Source organism: Flagellimonas sp. L-11, from assembly GCF_056857735.1.
In genome coordinates, this window is the sequence record NZ_JBSXNR010000078.1 from 52,491 (window position 1) to 73,264 (window position 20,774).

Here is a 20,774-nt window from a genome sequence, read left to right on the forward strand (position 1 = left end):
TTAACTATGACAAGAGAAGAAAAAGCAACAGTAATAAAAGACTTGACTGCACAGTTGACTGATAATCCCAACATTTACTTGGCGGATATATCAGGGTTGAATGCCGTGGACACCTCTAATTTAAGAAGAGCGTGTTTTAAGGCGAACATTAAGCTTGCGGTCGTAAAGAACACCTTGCTTGCAAAAGCAATGGAAGCTTCTGATAAGGAATTTGGCGAACTTCCCGATGTGTTGAAAGGCAATACATCCTTGATGTTGTCCGAAACAGGGAACGCACCTGCGAAACTTATCAAGAACTTTAGAAAAAAATCAGAAAAGCCCGTATTGAAAGGCGCCTTTATAGCTGAGGCAATTTATATCGGGGACAACTACCTTGATGCACTTGTTAACATCAAGTCCAAAGAGGAAGTTATCGGGGATATCATCGGATTGTTACAATCACCGGCCAAAAACGTTATTTCTGGACTTAAGTCCGGAGGTGGTAAATTGGCAGGTATCCTTAAAACCCTTTCTGAGAAAGAATAATTCGCGCACAATAAACTAAGTATATTTTTAAACATTTTTATTAAACGATAGAAAAATGGCAGATTTAAAAGATTTTGCAGAACAGTTGGTAAACCTTACAGTAAAAGAGGTAAATGAATTGGCCGACATTTTAAAAGAAGAATATGGTATTGAGCCTGCTGCTGCTGCAGTAGCCGTTGCCGGTGGTGCTGCCGCTGGTGGAGGCGAAGGTGAAGCTGCTGAGGAAAAATCAGAATTTGATGTAATCCTTACAGCTGCCGGTGGTTCTAAATTGGCAGTCGTAAAATTGGTTAAGGAATTGACCGGTCTTGGACTAAAAGACGCTAAAGAAATCGTAGACAGCGCACCAAAAGCTGTTAAAGAAGGTGTTGCCAAAGATGAGGCAGAAGGTATCAAAAAATCATTGGAAGAAGCAGGAGCAGAAGTTGAGCTTAAATAATCGCTTTTCCCATAAGAACTTGGTTAAGGTCTTTCCATTTTTTGGTTAGACCTTAGCCTATTTATATAAGGAGTGTATAAAGCCGTACACGAACCCACATAGTATTCACGATCAAAATTTGTCCATAGATGTTCACAAACACTATTGAAAGAGTTAATTTCGCATCCGCTAAGAACATACCGGAATATCCGGATTTCTTGGACATTCAGATAAAATCGTTCCAAGACTTTTTCCAGCTTGAAACTAAATCTGACGAAAGAGGAAACGAAGGTCTCTACAACACCTTCATGGAGAATTTTCCAATCACAGATACCAGAAACCAGTTTGTACTTGAGTTTTTGGATTACTTCATTGATCCACCAAGATATTCCATCCAAGAATGTATAGAGCGTGGACTTACCTATAGCGTACCTTTAAAGGCACGTTTAAAATTGTACTGTACCGATCCGGAACATGAGGATTTCGAAACTATCGTACAGGATGTGTATTTGGGAACTATCCCCTATATGACTCCTAGCGGAACTTTTGTGATCAACGGTGCAGAACGCGTTGTAGTATCCCAGTTGCACAGATCTCCAGGGGTTTTCTTTGGACAGTCTTTCCACGCAAATGGAACAAAATTGTATTCAGCCAGGGTAATTCCTTTCAAAGGATCTTGGATTGAATTCGCCACCGACATCAACTCGGTGATGTATGCCTACATTGATAGGAAGAAAAAATTACCGGTAACCACTTTGTTCCGTGCCATCGGCTTTGAAAGGGACAAGGATATTTTGGAAATATTCGACCTTTCGGAAGAAGTAAAGGTTTCTAAGACCGGACTTAAAAAAGTATTGGGCCGTAAATTGGCAGCCAGGGTGTTGAACACATGGCATGAGGATTTCGTGGACGAGGATACAGGAGAAGTGGTTTCCATCGAACGTAACGAAATTGTACTTGATCGTGATACCGTTTTGGAAAAAGAGCATATCGATGAAATCATTGATGCCGACGTGAAGACCATTTTGCTTCACAAGGAGAACAATGCACAATCCGATTACGCCATTATCCACAACACCTTGCAAAAAGACCCTACCAACTCTGAAAAAGAAGCGGTAGAGCATATTTACAGACAATTGCGTAATGCCGAGCCGCCAGATGAGGAAACAGCTCGTGGTATTATCGATAAATTGTTCTTCTCTGACCAACGTTACAACTTAGGTGAGGTAGGTCGTTACAGAATGAACAAGAAGTTGGGCTTGGATATCGGAATGGACAAACAAGTTTTGACCAAGGAAGATATCATCACTATCATCAAATATTTGATCGAGTTGATCAACTCCAAAGCAGAGATTGATGATATCGATCACTTGTCCAACCGTCGTGTAAGAACCGTAGGTGAGCAATTGTCATCACAATTTGGTGTAGGTTTGGCGCGTATGGCACGTACCATCCGTGAGCGTATGAACGTTCGTGACAACGAGGTGTTTACCCCGATAGATTTGATTAACGCGAAGACATTGTCATCTGTGATCAACTCCTTCTTCGGAACCAACCAGTTGTCCCAGTTCATGGATCAGACCAACCCGTTGGCAGAGATTACACACAAAAGAAGATTATCCGCATTGGGACCAGGTGGTCTTTCCCGAGAAAGAGCAGGTTTCGAGGTGCGTGACGTTCACTATACACACTACGGAAGATTGTGTCCGATTGAGACACCTGAAGGACCGAACATTGGTTTGATCTCGTCATTGTCCGTATTTGCCAAGGTGAACAATATGGGCTTCTTGGAAACTCCTTATCGTAAAGTAGAGAATGGTAAAGTGGACACTAAAAACCACATGTACCTAAGTGCAGAGGAAGAAGAAGGAATGAAGATTGCCCAAGCCAACATTCCATTGGCAGAAGATGGCACTATTGAAAGAGAAAAGGTAATTGCCCGTGAAGAAGGCGATTTCCCAGTTGTGGATCCAACAGAGGTGAAGTACACAGATGTTGCACCGAACCAGATTGCATCCATTTCCGCATCCTTGATTCCTTTCTTGGAGCACGATGATGCGAACCGTGCCTTGATGGGATCGAACATGATGCGTCAAGCAGTTCCATTGTTGAGACCAGATTCTCCAATTGTAGGTACAGGTCTGGAAAGACAAGTAGCTACAGATTCTCGAGTATTGATCAATGCCGAAGGAGATGGAGTTGTGGAATATGTGGATTCACAGAAAATCACCATAAAATATACAAGGACCGAAGAAGAGCGCTTGGTAAGCTTTGACGATGATTCGAAGACCTACCAATTGGTGAAGTTTAGAAAAACAAACCAAGGGACCAGCATCAACTTGAAGCCCATCGTAAGAAAAGGCGACAAAGTGAAAAAAGGTCAAGTGCTTTGCGAAGGTTACGCTACCGAAAAAGGTGAATTGGCCTTGGGTAGAAACATGAAGGTCGCCTTTATGCCTTGGAAAGGATACAACTTTGAGGATGCAATCGTGATCTCTGAAAAAGTTGTTCGTGAAGATATCTTTACCTCCATCCACGTTGATGAGTATTCTTTGGAAGTAAGGGATACCAAATTGGGTGCAGAGGAATTGACCAACGATATTCCAAACGTATCCGAAGAAGCTACCAAGGATTTGGACGAGTACGGTATGATCCGCATCGGTGCCGAAGTGAAACCAGGGGATATTTTGATCGGTAAGATTACTCCAAAAGGAGAATCAGACCCAACTCCTGAAGAAAAACTGTTGCGTGCCATCTTTGGTGACAAAGCAGGTGACGTTAAGGATGCTTCATTGAAAGCTTCACCATCGTTGAGAGGTGTGGTTATCGACAAGAAATTGTTCTCGCGTTCCATTAAGGACAAGAGAAAACGTTCCGAAGATAAAGAAGCCATTGCCAGATTGGAAATGGACTACGAAGTGAAATTCCAACAACTGAAAGACGAATTGATTGAGAAATTGTTCAGTTTGATCAGCGGGAAAACATCACAAGGCGTAATCAATGATTTGGGTGAAGAAGTACTTCCAAAAGGAAAGAAATACACCATTAAAATGTTGAACGCCGTTGACGATTTCGCTCACTTGGTCGGCGGAAGCTGGACAACGGACGACGCTACCAATGCTTTGGTTGCCGACTTATTGCACAACTATAAAATCAAATTGAACGATATTCAGGGTAACCTAAGAAGGGACAAGTTTACAATCTCCGTAGGGGATGAGCTTCCAGCAGGTATCATGAAGTTGGCCAAAGTCTACATTGCCAAAAAGCGTAAGCTTAAAGTAGGTGATAAAATGGCAGGTCGTCACGGTAACAAAGGTATTGTTGCACGTATCGTTCGTCAAGAGGATATGCCATTCTTGGAAGACGGAACCCCAGTGGACATTGTATTGAACCCACTTGGTGTACCGTCAAGGATGAACATTGGTCAGATTTATGAAACCGTATTGGGCTGGGCCGGACAAAAATTGGGTCAAAAATATGCGACTCCGATTTTCGATGGAGCCTCATTGGATGAGATCAACAAGCTTACCGATGAAGCAGGCGTGCCAAGATTTGGGCATACCTACCTTTATGACGGTGGAACAGGTCAGCGTTTCGATCAACGAGCAACCGTTGGGGTTATCTACATGTTGAAACTAGGTCACATGGTAGATGATAAGATGCACGCAAGATCTATTGGACCATACTCATTGATCACGCAGCAACCATTGGGTGGTAAGGCACAGTTTGGTGGTCAGCGTTTTGGAGAGATGGAAGTTTGGGCATTGGAAGCTTACGGCGCATCATCTACCCTAAGAGAAATATTGACCGTTAAGTCGGATGATGTTATCGGAAGGGCCAAGACCTATGAGACCATCGTTAAAGGTGAGACCATGCCAGAACCTGGGTTACCAGAATCTTTCAACGTATTGATGCACGAACTTAAAGGTTTGGGCTTGGATATCCGATTGGAAGAATAGAATACTATATACATTAATTATATCATCACCATATTGTTATGGCTAGAATAAAAGATAATAACGCACAAAAAAGGTTCAACAAAATTTCCATAGGATTGGCCTCTCCAGAGTCTATCTTGGCCGAGTCCCGTGGCGAGGTGTTGAAGCCGGAAACCATAAACTATAGAACGCACAAACCAGAGCGTGATGGATTGTTCTGCGAGCGTATTTTTGGTCCTGTAAAGGATTACGAATGTGCCTGTGGTAAATACAAGAGAATCCGTTACCGTGGAATCGTTTGTGACCGTTGTGGTGTTGAAGTGACGGAGAAAAAAGTACGTAGGGACCGTGTGGGACACATTAATCTTGTGGTTCCCGTGGCACACATCTGGTACTTCCGTTCGCTGCCAAACAAAATAGGATACCTTTTGGGACTACCTTCCAAAAAGTTGGACATGATCATATACTACGAAAGGTATGTGGTTATCCAGCCAGGTATTGCCAAAGGTCCAGAAGGTGAGGAAATCAATAAAATGGATTTCTTGACCGAGGAGGAATACTTGAACATTTTGGAAACGCTTCCTACCGAGAACCAATACTTGGAGGATAACGATCCCAATAAGTTCATCGCTAAAATGGGTGCCGAATGTTTGATTGAGATATTGTCCAGAATCGATTTGGAACAATTGTCCTACGAACTACGTCACAAGGCGAACACAGAAACCTCAAAACAACGTAAGACCGAGGCATTGAAACGCCTACAGGTTGTTGAGGCCCTACGTGAATCGCAAAACAACAGGGAAAACAATCCTGAGTGGATGATCATGAAAGTGATTCCGGTGATTCCACCGGAATTGCGTCCGTTGGTGCCATTGGATGGTGGTCGTTTTGCCACTTCCGATTTGAACGACTTGTACCGTAGGGTGATTATCCGTAACAACCGTTTGAAGCGTTTGATGGAAATCAAAGCACCAGAGGTGATCTTGAGGAACGAAAAACGTATGCTTCAGGAAGCGGTGGATTCCCTTTTTGATAATACAAGAAAGGCATCTGCAGTAAAAACAGAATCCAACAGACCATTGAAATCCCTTTCCGATTCATTGAAAGGTAAGCAAGGTCGTTTCCGTCAAAACCTTTTGGGTAAACGTGTGGATTACTCCGCTCGTTCCGTAATTGTTGTTGGGCCGGAATTGAAATTGTACGAATGTGGTCTCCCAAAAGATATGGCGGCCGAGCTTTACAAGCCATTCATCATCCGTAAGCTGATTGAAAGAGGTATTGTAAAGACCGTTAAATCTGCCAAAAAGATTATTGACAAGAAAGAGCCTGTAGTTTGGGACATTCTTGAAAACGTCCTAAAAGGACACCCAGTACTATTGAACCGGGCCCCCACATTGCACAGATTGGGTATTCAAGCGTTCCAGCCCAAACTTATTGAAGGTAAGGCGATTCGTTTGCACCCATTGGCATGTACCGCATTTAACGCGGATTTTGATGGGGATCAGATGGCAGTTCACTTGCCATTGGGGCCAGAGGCCATTTTGGAAGCACAATTATTGATGTTGGCTTCACAAAACATCCTTAACCCGGCCAACGGTTCTCCGATTACCGTACCATCACAGGATATGGTTTTGGGATTGTACTACATGACCAAGGAGAAAAAATCTACCCCCGAGGAACCTGTTTTAGGTGAAGGATTGACCTTCTATTCTTCTGAAGAGGTAGAAATAGCCTTTAACGAGAAAAAAGTTTCGCTTAATGCCGGAATCAAGGTAAGAGCCAAAGACTTTAACGAAGAAGGGGAATTGGTCTATCAAATTATTGAAACCACGGTAGGTCGTGTATTGTTCAACACGGAAGTGCCAGAACAAGCAGGATTCATCAACCAAGTATTGAACAAGAAAGCCCTAAGAAATATTATTGGGGACATTCTTGCGGTGACCGATGTACCTACAACCGCTGAGTTCTTGGACAAGATCAAGGCCATGGGATACGATTTCGCCTTTAAAGGTGGTCTATCCTTTAGTTTGGGAGATATCATCATTCCAGCGGAAAAACAGGATATGATCGGCGAGGCAAACGAGCAGGTCGATGGTATTATGATGAACTACAACATGGGTCTTATCACCAACAACGAGCGATATAACCAGGTTATTGATGTTTGGACATCTACCAATGCCATGTTGACCGAATTGGCCATGAAGCGAATTCGTGAAGACAAACAAGGGTTCAACTCCGTATACATGATGTTGGATTCCGGTGCAAGGGGATCCAAAGAGCAGATTCGTCAGTTGACCGGTATGCGTGGATTGATGGCCAAGCCTAAAAAATCTACCGCAGGTGGTGGGGAGATTATTGAAAACCCGATTCTTTCGAACTTTAAGGAAGGATTGTCGATTTTGGAATACTTTATCTCTACCCACGGTGCCCGTAAAGGTCTTGCGGATACCGCTTTGAAAACGGCAGATGCGGGTTACTTGACCAGACGTTTGGTTGATGTATCGCAAGATGTTATCGTTAATAGCGAAGACTGTGAAACCTTGAGAGGTATCGAGGTAGAACCATTGAAGAAAAACGAGGAGATTGTTGAAACCTTAGGTGAAAGGATTTTAGGTAGGGTATCGTTGCACGATGTGTACAACCCATTGACCGAAGAGCTTGTTCTTAGAGCGGGCCAAGAAATCAATGAAGTCGATGTAAGAAGGGTAGAAGCAGCTCCGATAGAGAAAATAGAAGTAAGGTCTCCATTGACGTGTGAGGCTCCTCAGGGAATCTGTGCCAAATGTTATGGCAGAAACCTTGCCACAAATAAAATGGTACAACGAGGTGAGGCTGTAGGTGTTGTTGCTGCACAGTCCATCGGTGAGCCCGGTACACAGCTAACGTTGCGTACCTTCCACGTGGGTGGTATTGCAGGAAACATTTCCGAGGACAACAAGTTGGAGTCCAAGTTTGATGGTGTTGCTGAGATTGAAGACTTAAGACTCGTAGAAGGTCAAAACAGTGAAGGTGGCAAAACCGACATTGTAATTTCCAGAACTTCTGAAGTTAAAATCGTTGATCCAAAAACTGGTATCACATTAAGTACAAACAACATTCCTTATGGTTCCCAATTGTTCATCAAGAACGGTGAGAAGATTACCAAAGGGACCGTTATTTGTGAATGGGATCCCTATAACGGTGTCATTGTTTCTGAGTTCTCCGGTGAAATCGCATATGAGAATTTAGATCAAGGAGTTACTTACCAAGTTGAAATCGATGAACAAACTGGTTTCCAAGAAAAAGTAATTTCTGAGACCAGAAACAAAAAGTTGATTCCAACCTTGTTGATCAAGGACAGTAAAGGCGAAACATTACGCTCGTACAACTTGCCGGTTGGTTCCCACTTGATGGTGGATGATGGCGAGAAAGTGAAAGAAGGAAAGACCTTGGTGAAAATTCCACGTAAATCTGCCAAGGCAGGGGATATTACCGGTGGTCTTCCAAGGGTGACAGAGCTGTTTGAAGCACGTAACCCATCCAACCCGGCCGTAGTGTCTGAGATTGATGGTGTGGTGTCCTTCGGTAAGATCAAGCGTGGTAACCGTGAAATCATTATCGAGTCCAAGACAGGTGATATTAAAAAGTATCTGGTTAAATTGTCCAACCAGATTTTGGTTCAGGAGAATGACTACGTGCGTGCAGGTATGCCATTGTCCGACGGTTCCATTACACCAGAAGACATCTTGGCCATTAAGGGACCATCTGCCGTACAGCAATATTTGGTGAACGAAGTACAAGAAGTATACCGTTTGCAGGGTGTGAAGATCAACGATAAGCACTTTGAGGTTGTTGTAAGACAAATGATGCGTAAAGTTAAAATCCAAGATCCAGGGGATACTATCTTCCTAGAGAATCAATTGGTGCACAAAGACGACTTTATCAACGAGAATGATGAAATTTTCGGCAAAAAAGTTGTTGAGGATGCCGGGGATTCCGAAAGATTGAAACCAGGACAGATTTTGACGATTCGTGAGCTAAGGGACGAGAACTCAATTCTGAGAAGAGAGGACAAGACCTTGGTGACAGCAAGAGATGCTGTGGCAGCAACTGCTACACCAATTTTGCAAGGTATCACAAGAGCATCGTTGCAGACCAAGTCCTTTATCTCGGCAGCATCGTTCCAGGAAACTACCAAAGTATTGAACGAAGCCGCAGTAAGTGGTAAAATCGATACCTTGGAAGGATTGAAGGAAAATGTAATTGTAGGACATAAAATTCCAGCCGGTACCGGTATGAGGGATTATGACAGTATCATTGTAGGTTCCAAAGAGGAGTACGATGAGATCATGGCCCGCAAAGAGGAATTCAAATTCTAAATGAAAACAAACCCTGGCCTTTAGGTCGGGGTTTTTCTTTTTAATACAAGTAACATGGCTGAAGAAAAGAAAAAGCAGAAACAGATTAATATAGAGTTGGATGAAAAAACAGCAGAGGGAATATATTCCAATCTCGCAATCATCAACCATTCCGTATCCGAATTTGTAGTTGACTTTATTAGTTTGATGCCCGGCGCTCCAAAAGCCAAGGTGAAGAGCAGAATTATCTTGACCCCACAACACGCCAAAAAGCTCCTAAAGGCATTGAACGATAATGTGAGTAGGTTTGAAGCGGCCCACGGGACAATCCAAGATTACGAACAACCTGCGATTCCATTAAATTTCGGCCCTACTGGCGAAGCATAAAACTACCTTTGCAAAATTGATGTGTCAGTTCGAGCTGTCATCCTGAGCAGTCGAAGGGGCAGTCTAGAACGTTAAAGGACAACACTTTATCTGCGATTTCGAAGGTGCCTATATTGACATAGAAATTTTCTTGTACAGGTCTTTAACTTTTTTACGTCAACCAGCCTTTCTCGATTCCCTTTTTTGAAAAGAAAACGAGGTAGATGCCTATTATTATAATAATAGCGGGCATGGCGTATGTGGAAGGTCCAAATGCCTTAACAGCATTGGAAATAAACAGCCAATGGATAAATTGGGCCACGGCCGCAATAAGTGAAATAACAAAAAGCGGACGAGCCCATTTTTTTCGGAGCAAGAGAGCAATTGATGCCAAGGCTCCAGAAAAAACAGCAATGGCAAATGCGGCGGTCGCCCATGCAGGGATTCCTTCAAAAACTTCCCGTTGCGCTTGATCCATACTTTCCAAAAGTGTCATTTGGTTAAAAGCTTGGTTGAGATAGTTGCCAACACCCATCAAATTCCATAGAAGAGCAATAACACTCACCACCCAGAACCAAGTAGGTGGTTTTACTGAAGTCGTCATAATATCTTTATTTAATTGGTTATGTTATCCAATGTACGAAAAAAAGATATGTGACACTTACAATAAGCTCATTTACAGAGACCTGTAATCTTTGAGTTTTTGATTTTACTCGAACTCCGAAGTATAGTGTAACTTTACTGAAGGATACTTTTGTTGCGTCATTTGCAATGAAAATGGCGAGTCTGCCAAAAACACCAACTGTCCTTTTTTGTCGGTGGCCAAAAACTTTTGCTTTACCCGTTTAAATTCTTGAAACTCCTCGTTTTTTTCATCTTTGGGTTCTACCCAACATGCTTTGTGAACAGGGAAGTTTTCGTAAGTACATTTTGCACCGTACTCGTGCTCCAATCGATATTGGATTACTTCATACTGCAATGCTCCCACGGTTCCAATCACCTTTCTTCCGTTCATTTCCAAAGTGAAAAGCTGGGCAACTCCTTCGTCCATGAGCTGATCAATGCCTTTGTACAATTGCTTCGCTTTCATGGGGTCCGCGTTGTTGATGTACCTAAAGTGCTCCGGTGAAAAGCTCGGAATACCTTTGTAGTGCAGTTCTTCACCACTGGTCAAAGTATCCCCAATTTTGAAGTTTCCAGTATCGTGAAGCCCGACAATATCACCCGGATAGGAGATGTCCACAATTTCCTTTTTTTCTGCAAAAAAAGCATTTGGGCTGGAGAATTTTAGTTTTTTGCCTTGTCGCACGTGCAAATAGGGAGTGTTTCTCTCAAAGGTGCCCGATACAATTTTAACAAAGGCCAAACGATCTCGGTGTTTGGGGTCCATATTGGCATGGATTTTAAAAACAAAACCGGAAAAACCCTTTTCATTGGCCTTTACCAGGCGCTCCTCAGCTTTTTTGGGTCTAGGGGATGGAGCAATGTTCACGAAGCAATCCAACAGTTCTCGAACCCCAAAATTGTTCAAGGCAGAACCAAAAAAGACAGGTTGTAGCTCACCTTTTAAATAAGCGTCCTTGTCAAAATCGGGATAAACCCCATCCACAAGCTCCAAATTATCGCGCAGTTCTTCAGCGGCATCTGTACCGATGATTTTTTCAAGTTCTGGATTGTCCAGATTGTCAAAGGCAATGGTTTCTTCGATGTTCTTTTTGCTGTTACCGCTAAAAAGGTTGATGTTTTTTTCGTAAATGTTGTAAATGCCTTTAAAATCGTATCCCATTCCTATTGGAAAACTTAATGGGGTTACTCTTAAACCTAATTTTTGCTCCACTTCGTCCAAAAGGTCAAATGCATCCTTTCCTTCACGGTCCAATTTGTTGATAAATACAATCATGGGAATGTTGCGCATACGGCAAACTTCCACCAATTTTTCAGTTTGTTCCTCCACACCCTTGGCAACGTCGATTACCACAATTACGCTGTCAACGGCGGTTAGGGTTCGGAAAGTGTCCTCGGCAAAATCCTTGTGCCCGGGAGTATCCAAAATGTTGATTTTTTTGTCCTTGTAAATAAAGGCCAAAACGGAAGTAGCTACGGAAATACCCCTTTGGCGCTCAATCTCCATAAAGTCACTGGTAGCAGATTTTTTAATTTTATTGCTTTTTACCGCTCCAGCTTCTTGGATTGCACCACCGAACAACAGTAATTTTTCAGTCAAGGTTGTTTTTCCCGCATCGGGGTGGGAGATAATGCCAAAAGTTCTTCGTTTCGCTATTTCCTTTTCAAATTCCATCAACAAAAATTTCGGCAAAAATAGGGCAATTATATGTTTTCCCACTCATTTTTAGTGTGATTCCGGATTGTTAATATAATTGGAAAAAAATAAGGGATTTAAACGAGCCAAAACCAAAAAGAAAGGTAATTTTCGTCGGTTTTAAATAAATCCTCGATAATAGGGATTATCCATTTGTAAAAACACATGGAAGAGGTAACTAATGATGAGGAAATCACCTTTTATCGATAAAAATAGGAGGTAAATGTTATATGGGTTAATTATGTGACCTGATTGTATCGAAGTGTGTCGAAAGGATCGGAGATATTAAAAACCAATAAGAAAACCCCAATTTTCTTACAATTACGAGAACCACTTGTTGCCATGGTGATTAGTTGACTAAAACTTAATCATTTATGGAAAAAATTACTTTCTTGAATTTCAAGAAGAGCGCACTACTATTGTTACTTCTATTTTTGGGATTGCCTATATATTCTACCATTGTCCCGGCAATTAGCCCAATGATGCGTATGGCTGACTCCTTTTTAATGAGCGGAAATACCGACTCTGATGGTGATGGCGTACCTGATAGTGTTGATATCGACAGTGATAACGATGGTATATTGGACGCTGTGGAAGATGCAAACTTGGATGGCGATAACAATCCCGCTACCAACCCGACCGATTCCGATGGTGATGGTATCCCGAATTATCTGGATTTGGATTCCGATGGTGACGGACTATTGGACAATTATGAAGCACAAAACTTTGCAGACTTTCGGTTACCTTCCGGTGTGGATTCCGATGGAAATGGGTTGGATGATATTTATGAAGATTTCCCAGGGGCGGGAAATGGATTGACACCGATAGATACGGATAGTGATGATGTGCCGGATTATTTGGATATGGATTCGGATAATGATGGAATCCTTGATCAGAACGAATCCAGCGTGGTAAGTACAGATTTTGATTGCAGTACGGTTCCGAAATTAAATTTTGGAATGGAGCCAACCTTGGAGTCGGGCGATGCGCTTTCCGAAGGAGCCGTTTATCGTTATCAAGGAGTTGAAGAAAGTTTGGATGCACTGGTTACGATTGAAAAAGTAGTGAATGGTGAAATTCTATATTTTGACCAGAATGAGACCGACGCAGAATTTTTTAAACCAGAAATTTATTTCACCACAACATCAGAAGAAAGAAGGCCTTACGTAGATTTTAGGATCTCTTTTGTGGAACAGGGCACAAATACCCCCGTTGTTTTAGAAGAACTCAGCGCAAATTTTATTGATGTTGATGGGAACGGGGACTATCAAGAATATAATCGATTCAATACACCGGCAAGTTATACTCTCGATGCCGATAATGAAATAACGGTTCAAAATACCACAGGTGGCTTTTTAGTGAATGGAGGTACGCGGGAATATGATGGTATCTCAAATGAACATCCCTCCGTAAATGTTGCTGTTGAGTTCTTAAACATTGACTCTTTTGTCTTCCGTTTTGGAATTCAGGCCGATGTGGATGACAATTTTAAAACGAACGTGGCTAGACAGGCCGGTATACAATTTATATGTTTAGATAATTTTAATGACCCACAAACGGTCAATTTTAGTAAAGACATTGATAGTGATGATGATGGGTACCCAGATAGATTGGATATTGACAGTGATGATGATGGAATTCCGGACAACGTAGAGGCGCAACCTACTTTTGAGTACATTCCTCCATCTGGAGATGACCTTAACGGAAATGGACTTGACGATGCCTACGAAAGTGGCGAAACAATGGGATTTTCATTAGAAGATACAGATGCTGATGGAACTCCAGATTATTTGGATGATGACAGTGATAGTGACTGGGTACCGGATAATAATGAAGGGAACGACTTCAATTTTGATGGAATACCCGATTGGACCTATACAGGTGTAGATTCGGATGGTGATGGTCTTGACGACGGTTATGAAGGCAGTGATGTAAATGACGGCTTTGATGTGAAGGATGAAATTGAAAACCCTGCAACTGATTTACCAGATAGAGATGGTACTGAGGATGTTAACTATCGAGATATTGATGATGACGGTGATGGAATAGATACTCCGGATGAAGATGCCAATGGTGATGGCGACCCTACCAATGATGATACCGATGAAGACGGCACTCCGGATTATTTGGATAATGATACGGATACCGATGGTGATGGAGTTACCGATGAGGATGAAGAGGAAGATGGAACCGACCCGACCGACCCTTGCGATTTTATTGAAGAGCATATCACCCAGCCACAAACCGGTGATTATTTAACTGCCGATTGTGACGGTGACGGTGTTACGAACGAAGATGAAAAAGAAGATGGTACTGATCCATTTGATCCCTGCGACTATAACCCAGAAAGTATAACCTTACCACAAACAGGGAACTACCTTGAGGCAGATTGCGATGGTGATGGCGTTACCAATGGTGATGAAAAAGAGGACGGAACGGATCCTCAGGACCCATGCGATTTTGTGCTCGACAGTCAAACAGTTGATCCAGATTCAACTTGGAACAGTTCTGATTGTGACGGTGATGGTGTTACGAACGAAGATGAAAAAGAAGATGGGACAGACCCATTGGATCCATGTGACTATGACCCAGAAAGTGTGACCTTGCCACAATCTGCAGATTGGGAAGCTTTGGACTGTGACGGTGATGGCAATCCAAATGAAACGGATCCCGACCCATTAACGGCCAATGCTAACGATGACTATGGTTCAACACCGGCACTTACTGAGGTTGCAATAAATGTTTTGGAGAACGATGATTATCTCCCTAACAACGATCCTATCAACGTAGGGGTGACAAATTTGTCAAGAATTGGAGGAGATGCAATTGGTACGGTTACTTTTGATGATGAGACAGGTTTTGTAAACTATACTCCTGTAGCGTCCGAATCCAATTCAACAGTTACCATAATTTATCAAGTATGTAATGTTTTGCCGGACCCAAGTGTTTGCGCTTCAGCAACTATATATATAGAGGTAGGTGAAAATGTATTGGATGCAGTGGATGATAACTACACAGCAAGTGTAGGGGAAGATGGCGTGATTGCGGATAGCAATGTACTGTCCAACGATACCTATAATGGAGAAGTTGCAACCCTTACCGATGTTATATTGACCTCCACACCAACCGACCAACTCATCATCAACGAAGATGGAAGTGTAGGCGTTGTGCCCGGGACCGAAGCAGGTACCTATACCATCAACTATACTATCTGTGATGCTACTGACCCAGCTAATTGCGATTCGGCCACGGTTACCGTTGAAGTAATGCAAGGAGCAGGGAATGTTATCGATGCAGTTGATGATAACTACACAGCAAGTGCGGGAGAAGATGGTGTGATTGCAGATGGCAACGTACTGTCCAATGATACGTATAATGGTGAGACTGTAACTTTTACTGATGTTATATTGACCTCCACACCCACCGACCAACTCATCATCAACGAAGATGGAAGCGTAAGTGTGGTTCCCGGAACCGAAGCAGGCACATACACAATCAATTATACCATTTGTGATGTTTTGGATGTAAATAATTGTGATTCCGCTACGGTTACCGTTGAAGTAATGCAAGGAACAGGGAATGTTATCGATGCAGTGGATGATAACTACACAGCAAGTGTGGGAGAAGATGGTGTGATTGCAGATGGCAACGTTCTGTCCAACGACACCTATAATGGAGAAGCAGCAACCCTTACCGATGTTATATTGACCTCCACACCCACCGACCAACTCATCATCAACGAAGATGGAAGCGTAAGTGTGGCTCCCGGGACCGAAGCAGGCACATACACAATCAATTATACCATTTGTGATGTTTTGGATGTAAATAATTGTGATTCCGCCACGGTTACCGTTGAAGTAATGCAAGGTGAGGATAATGTTATAGATGCCATTGATGATGCATATAATGCAGGCGCTGGAGGTGGATTGATTGCCAATAGCGATGTACTGTTCAACGATACTATGAACGGTGAGGCAGTATCCTTGATCGATGTAATATTAACTTCTGCCCCAACAAATGGGCTTACTATCAACGAAGATGGAAGTGTATCCGTTGCACCTGGAACACAACCCGGTACTTACACCATTGAATATACGATATGTGAAACGACAAAGCCGGGCAATTGTGATACGGCCACGGTTACGGTGGTAGTTGAAGCTATCGAAGTAAACCAGATGTTGACACCGAACGGGGATTTAAAAAATGACTTTCTCTTCATTCGAGGTGTCGAGTATATCAAATCGAGCTCCATCAGAATATTTAATCGTTGGGGAACCCTTGTATTTGAAGGTAACAACTACGATAATGTAAACAATGTTTTCGATGGACGTGTTAGAGGTAAGTCAGCTTTGAGCGTAAACGATTACCTTCCGGCAGGGGTGTATTTTTATATTTTTAATTACGAAACCGTGCAGGGAAGCTTCACAGACTCCGAATACATTTATATAAGCAGATAAGATTTTGATAGAATGGTAAAAAAACATTTTTTAACTACGTTATTGTTTATTGGAATTGTATCCACAGGTGCAATGGCACAACAGGATGCCCAGTATACACAATACATGTATAATACCTTGAGTGTCAACCCTGCTTACGCTGGGTCCAGGGGGCAGCTTAGTTTTGCCGGACTGTACCGATCACAATGGGTAGGTTTGGACGGCGCTCCGGAAACCTTCACTTTAAACTTGCATTCGCCTATACGCAACAGTAGGTTGGGATACGGTATTTCCATTGTTAACGACAATATTGGTGACGGTGTGGTACAGGAAACCTATTTAGATGCCGTTGTATCCTATACTATTGATGTTTCCATGGACGCCAAGTTGTCTTTTGGATTGAAAGCAGGTGGAAATATGTTGAGTTTGGACTTCAACAGACTTCGGAATTTTGACCAAGAAGTAGTCAACCAAAATAATATAGACAATAGGTTCACTCCTAACTTTGGACTTGGAATCTATTATCACTCAGATAAGTTTTATGCAGGAGTTTCCGCTCCAAATGTTCTGGAATCAGAGTATTTTGATAATGGCAACTCGGATGATGGGGTAAACTTTCTCTCTGCAGAGCGCATGAATATTTATTTGATTACCGGATATGTTTTTGATTTGGGCGCTGACCTTCAGTTTAAACCAGCATTGCTTACAAAAGCGGTAGGGGGGGCTCCCTTACAGGTAGACCTTTCCGCAAGTTTCCTGTTTGCCAATAGATTCAGTTTTGGGGCAGCTTACCGTTGGGATGCCGCAGTTAGTGGTTTGGTCGGTTTTCAAGTAACGGACCAAATTATGTTGGGATTGGCCTATGATCGCGAAACAACGGAATTGGGGGGAACACAGTTCAACGACGGATCTTTTGAAGTATTCCTAAGATTGGAATTGTTAAAATCCTTCCAAAGAACCATATCACCTAGATTCTTTTAATAATGTTTAGAATGCTGAAAAGAATACTCACATTATTCATTATCGTTTATGGATGTCTGGTCAAAGTAAATGCGCAACAGGACAGTATTCCCGATAAGCAGACTGCCAAGGTTATGGAAAAGGCCGACGAACGGTACAGGCAATACTCCTTTAGTCCGGCCATAGATATTTACAAAAAAGTATTGGACAAGGGGTATAGTTCCCCAGATTTGTTGAAAAGGCTAGGAAACGCATATTATTTCAACGCTAAATACAATGAAGCAGCAGATACTTATAAAAAGTTGGAAGAAACCTATCCAGATGAGATGTCAGTGGAGGATGTTTTCCGATATGCACAAAGTTTAAAGTCGGTAGGGAACTATGACAAGGCTGCCCAAATTATGCAGAACTTTAAGGAGATGACCTCTTCCATGGTAGATTTTGATGAGGATTACATGGCCAAAATTGAAGAGAACTCTGGCAGGTATACCATAAAGCCATTTCCGTACAATAGCAAGTATTCAGATTTTGCCGCTGCCTATTACGAAAAAGGCCTCATTTTTGCTTCCGATCGCGATACGGGCAATTTTGCGAGGTACAGGCACACGTGGAACGCTAGGGATTTTTTAGACCTTTACAAAGTAAATGCCGATAGTGTTTCCAACGATAAGGCAGTAAAACTGGAAGGCGATATAAATACGCGATTGCACGAATCCACATCTGTGGTTACAAAAGATGGTACCACCATGTACTTTACCCGAAACAATTTCTTCGATGGAAGAAAGAAGAAGGATGAAGAAGGAATTATACGCTTAAAAATCTTTAGTGCAGAATATATTGATGGAAAGTGGACCAATATTGTGGAACTTCCGTTCAATAGTGATTCTTATTCCGTGGCCCACCCCATGTTGAGTCCAGATGGAAAGAAACTCTACTTCGTTTCCGATATGCCCGCCAGTTTGGGAGAATCGGATATTTTTGTGACAGAGATTATAGGGGATGGCACCTATGGTCCAATCCAAAATTTAGGAAACAATATCAATACCATGGCCAGGGAAACATTCCCATATATAACCCAAGAAGGAGTACTATACTTTTCGTCCGATGGACACCAAGGACTGGGCGGATTGGATATTTTTGCTACTAAAATCACCTATAACGATTATAGCCAGCCAGTAGTTAACGTAGGGAAACCGATCAACACTCCAAAAGATGACTTTTCCTTTATCTACAACACCGAGGACAAAACAGGATATTTCGCTTCAAACAGGGATGGCGGCATGGGAGATGATGATATTTACGAATTTGTGGAAAATGAGCCACTTACATTGGATTGCATACAAGAAGTAACAGGAACCGTTAGGGATCGCATTTCTAACGAGGTTCTTGCCGGAGCAACCGTAAAAATCATCGATGAGGAAAATAACGAGATTTCTTCTACTATTACTGATTCTGACGGTAATTACATACTCCAATTGGATTGTTCCAAAGGTAATTTTGTAAGAGCATCAAGGGATGGTTATGTACCTACGGAAGAATATTTGCCAATATCCGATGGAAAACCTCGAATTGTGGATTTTTATTTGGAACGCGATTTGGTCACCGGAGGTTTTGGCGACGACCTGGCAAAATTACTACAGTTGAGTACCATATACTTTGATTTGAACAAGTATAATATCCGACCAGATGCTGAAATTGAGATTCAGAAAGTAATTGTGGCCATGGAAAAATACCCAAGTCTAAAAATTAAGGTAAACTCACATACCGATAGCCGGGGTATTGATGCCTATAACCTTTGGTTATCACAAAAAAGAGCAGAATCCACTGTTGATTATATGATTTCCAAAGGAATTTCTCCTTCTAGATTAGAGGGTGAAGGATTTGGCGAAACCCGATTGGTAAACGACTGTGTAAATGGCTCAAAATGCTCCGAAGAAGAACATCAACTTAATAGAAGGTCGGAGTTCATTATTTTTGAATAAAAATTTTTTGTAGCAATAAAATATTCGAGCGGCCTCATTATGGGGTCGTTTTTTATGGATTCTATCCCAATATATTGTTACTATTTTATTGGATAGTTCACTTCTTCATAGTGAAGCCTGATACTTTCCTGTTTACGTAAACTTGTAAGATTCAACCTACCAAACCCACTGTTCTATTTAGGGCTTATCGACGAACAGCCTTTAAAAAAGTGTAAAAAAATATTGGGGTCACCTCAAAATCTATGGACTATACAGTTCTATTCCATCTGTTCACAACAATTATTTTCAGCCCCTAAAAGTGGGGGTAAATTTGTATCAGGTTGAAAATTCGGTAAGTAGAACTACATAGGAACGAGTAGACCAAAAATACAAAATCAACAAAACAACAAACACAATCCTCAACTAATAGTAACCTCATGAAAAAGAGCATTCTAGCCCTATTTTTTCTTCTTTTTACAGGAATTGCCTTTTCTCAAACCACAGTAACCCTTCAGGATCAATGCAATTGTGAGGTCCTTAAGGGTATGGATGTTTCCAGTTCCGGTGCGATAACACCAGTTGGTGCAGATTTGGGAGATATCTACGTAAATACCAATACAGGAACCATATACTTCTGGGATGGTGATTCATGGGAATTAACATTTATCGACACTAATACGGTAAATAGTAGAATGGAGGTGGTCGGAACAGACTTGATGTTAACAGACTCGGACAATAATATTGTTTCAATTCCTCTTACGGATGTTGCAGCGGGAGGAGCTGTTGGTCCTCAAGGCCCGATTGGCGAACAGGGTCCCCAAGGAATCCAAGGCGAACAGGGTCCCATTGGAGAACAAGGCCCACAAGGTCCAGTAGGATTGCAAGGTCCAACCGGTGAACAAGGTCCACAGGGGCCAATAGGAGAGCAGGGTCCGGTCGGAGATAAAGGAGAGACAGGCGATAAGGGTGAGCTCGGGGACAAAGGTCCACAGGGTGACCCCGGCATACAGGGTCCACAAGGTCCAACTGGCGAACAAGGCCCAGTAGGTGATAAAGGAGAAACAGGTGACAAGGGCCCACAGGGCAACCCTGGCATACAGGGTCCACAAGGCCCAGTTGGTGACAAAGGAGAGACCGGTGACAAGGGTCCACAGGGCGACCCCGGAATACAGGGTCCGCAAGGTCCGGTCGGAGATAAAGGAGAGACAGGCGATAAGGGTGAGCTCGGGGACAAAGGTCCACAGGGCGACCCCGGCATACAGGGTCCACAAGGCCCGATAGGTGAACAAGGTCCTGTTGGAGATAAAGGAGAAACAGGAGACAAGGGTCCACAGGGCGACCCCGGCATACAGGGCCCACAGGGTCTAATAGGCGAACAAGGTCCAGTAGGTGACAAAGGAGAAACAGGCGATAAGGGAGAGACCGGGGACAAGGGCCCACAGGGCGACCCCGGCATACAGGGCCCACAGGGTCTAATAGGCGAACAAGGTCCAGTAGGTGACAAAGGAGAAAC

General features: G+C 42.6%; 11 protein-coding genes. 9 read left to right on the forward strand and 2 right to left on the reverse strand.

Going from position 1 to position 20,774, the window contains the following annotated elements; all coding sequences use genetic code 11:
* Positions 1 to 6 precede the first annotated feature (6 nt).
* From rplJ to AC13CC_RS16040, 5 genes are all read left to right on the forward strand, one after another.
* Positions 7 to 525: a 50S ribosomal protein L10 gene (gene rplJ, locus AC13CC_RS16020; RefSeq protein WP_326278848.1), complete on the forward strand. Its 519-nt coding sequence runs from the start codon at positions 7 to 9 to the stop codon at positions 523 to 525.
* Positions 526 to 580: 55 nt separating this feature from the next.
* On the forward strand, positions 581 to 964 hold the full coding sequence (gene rplL / locus AC13CC_RS16025; RefSeq protein WP_014033483.1) for a 50S ribosomal protein L7/L12: 384 nt from the start codon (positions 581 to 583) through the stop codon (positions 962 to 964).
* 128 nt (positions 965 to 1,092) lie between these two features.
* A complete protein-coding gene (rpoB, locus tag AC13CC_RS16030; RefSeq protein ID WP_326278849.1) occupies positions 1,093 to 4,902 on the forward strand; it encodes a DNA-directed RNA polymerase subunit beta in 3,810 nt (1,269 codons plus the stop codon).
* 38 nt (positions 4,903 to 4,940) lie between these two features.
* On the forward strand, positions 4,941 to 9,239 hold the full coding sequence (gene rpoC / locus AC13CC_RS16035; RefSeq protein WP_326278850.1) for a DNA-directed RNA polymerase subunit beta': 4,299 nt from the start codon (positions 4,941 to 4,943) through the stop codon (positions 9,237 to 9,239).
* Between the two features lie 54 nt (positions 9,240 to 9,293).
* Positions 9,294 to 9,605 carry a DUF3467 domain-containing protein gene (locus AC13CC_RS16040; protein ID WP_014033486.1) on the forward strand — a complete coding sequence of 104 codons (312 nt, stop codon included), beginning with the start codon at positions 9,294 to 9,296 and terminating at the stop codon, positions 9,603 to 9,605.
* A gap of 151 nt (positions 9,606 to 9,756) precedes the next feature.
* On the opposite strand, the gene AC13CC_RS16045 is transcribed toward AC13CC_RS16040, so the two are convergent.
* Both AC13CC_RS16045 and AC13CC_RS16050 read right to left on the reverse strand, forming a co-directional pair.
* Positions 9,757 to 10,188, reverse strand: coding sequence for a hypothetical protein (locus tag AC13CC_RS16045; RefSeq protein WP_482876324.1), 432 nt, complete (start codon positions 10,186 to 10,188; stop codon positions 9,757 to 9,759).
* A 105-nt stretch (positions 10,189 to 10,293) separates the two neighbouring features.
* Positions 10,294 to 11,883, reverse strand: coding sequence for a peptide chain release factor 3 (locus AC13CC_RS16050; RefSeq protein ID WP_482876326.1), 1,590 nt, complete (start codon positions 11,881 to 11,883; stop codon positions 10,294 to 10,296).
* Positions 11,884 to 12,278: 395 nt separating this feature from the next.
* On the opposite strand from AC13CC_RS16050, the gene AC13CC_RS16055 reads away from it, so the two are divergent.
* The 4 genes from AC13CC_RS16055 to AC13CC_RS16070 form a co-directional block, all read left to right on the forward strand.
* Complete coding sequence (locus tag AC13CC_RS16055; RefSeq protein WP_482878285.1) at positions 12,279 to 16,361, forward strand: T9SS type B sorting domain-containing protein; 4,083 nt, start codon at positions 12,279 to 12,281, stop codon at positions 16,359 to 16,361.
* A 12-nt stretch (positions 16,362 to 16,373) separates the two neighbouring features.
* On the forward strand, positions 16,374 to 17,321 hold the full coding sequence (locus AC13CC_RS16060; protein WP_326278854.1) for a PorP/SprF family type IX secretion system membrane protein: 948 nt from the start codon (positions 16,374 to 16,376) through the stop codon (positions 17,319 to 17,321).
* An 11-nt stretch (positions 17,322 to 17,332) separates the two neighbouring features.
* On the forward strand, positions 17,333 to 19,282 hold the full coding sequence (locus AC13CC_RS16065) for an OmpA family protein (protein ID WP_482876330.1): 1,950 nt from the start codon (positions 17,333 to 17,335) through the stop codon (positions 19,280 to 19,282).
* 416 nt (positions 19,283 to 19,698) lie between these two features.
* Positions 19,699 to 20,774 (forward strand): collagen-like domain-containing protein (locus AC13CC_RS16070; protein ID WP_482878286.1); only part of this gene is annotated, 1,076 nt, incomplete at its 3' end.

Excerpts from the sequence above, each read along its gene's own strand:
- rplJ (WP_326278848.1), top strand. The coding sequence starts at position 7 with ATGACAAGAGAAGAAAAAGCAACAGTAATAAAAGACTTGACTGCACAG.
- rplL (WP_014033483.1), top strand. The coding sequence starts at position 581 with ATGGCAGATTTAAAAGATTTTGCAGAACAGTTGGTAAACCTTACAGTA.
- rpoB (WP_326278849.1), top strand. The coding sequence starts at position 1,093 with ATGTTCACAAACACTATTGAAAGAGTTAATTTCGCATCCGCTAAGAAC.
- rpoC (WP_326278850.1), top strand. The coding sequence starts at position 4,941 with ATGGCTAGAATAAAAGATAATAACGCACAAAAAAGGTTCAACAAAATT.
- AC13CC_RS16040 (WP_014033486.1), top strand. The coding sequence starts at position 9,294 with ATGGCTGAAGAAAAGAAAAAGCAGAAACAGATTAATATAGAGTTGGAT.
- AC13CC_RS16045 (WP_482876324.1), bottom strand. The coding sequence starts at position 10,188 with ATGACGACTTCAGTAAAACCACCTACTTGGTTCTGGGTGGTGAGTGTT.
- AC13CC_RS16050 (WP_482876326.1), bottom strand. The coding sequence starts at position 11,883 with ATGGAATTTGAAAAGGAAATAGCGAAACGAAGAACTTTTGGCATTATC.
- AC13CC_RS16055 (WP_482878285.1), top strand. The coding sequence starts at position 12,279 with ATGGAAAAAATTACTTTCTTGAATTTCAAGAAGAGCGCACTACTATTG.
- AC13CC_RS16060 (WP_326278854.1), top strand. The coding sequence starts at position 16,374 with ATGGTAAAAAAACATTTTTTAACTACGTTATTGTTTATTGGAATTGTA.
- AC13CC_RS16065 (WP_482876330.1), top strand. The coding sequence starts at position 17,333 with ATGCTGAAAAGAATACTCACATTATTCATTATCGTTTATGGATGTCTG.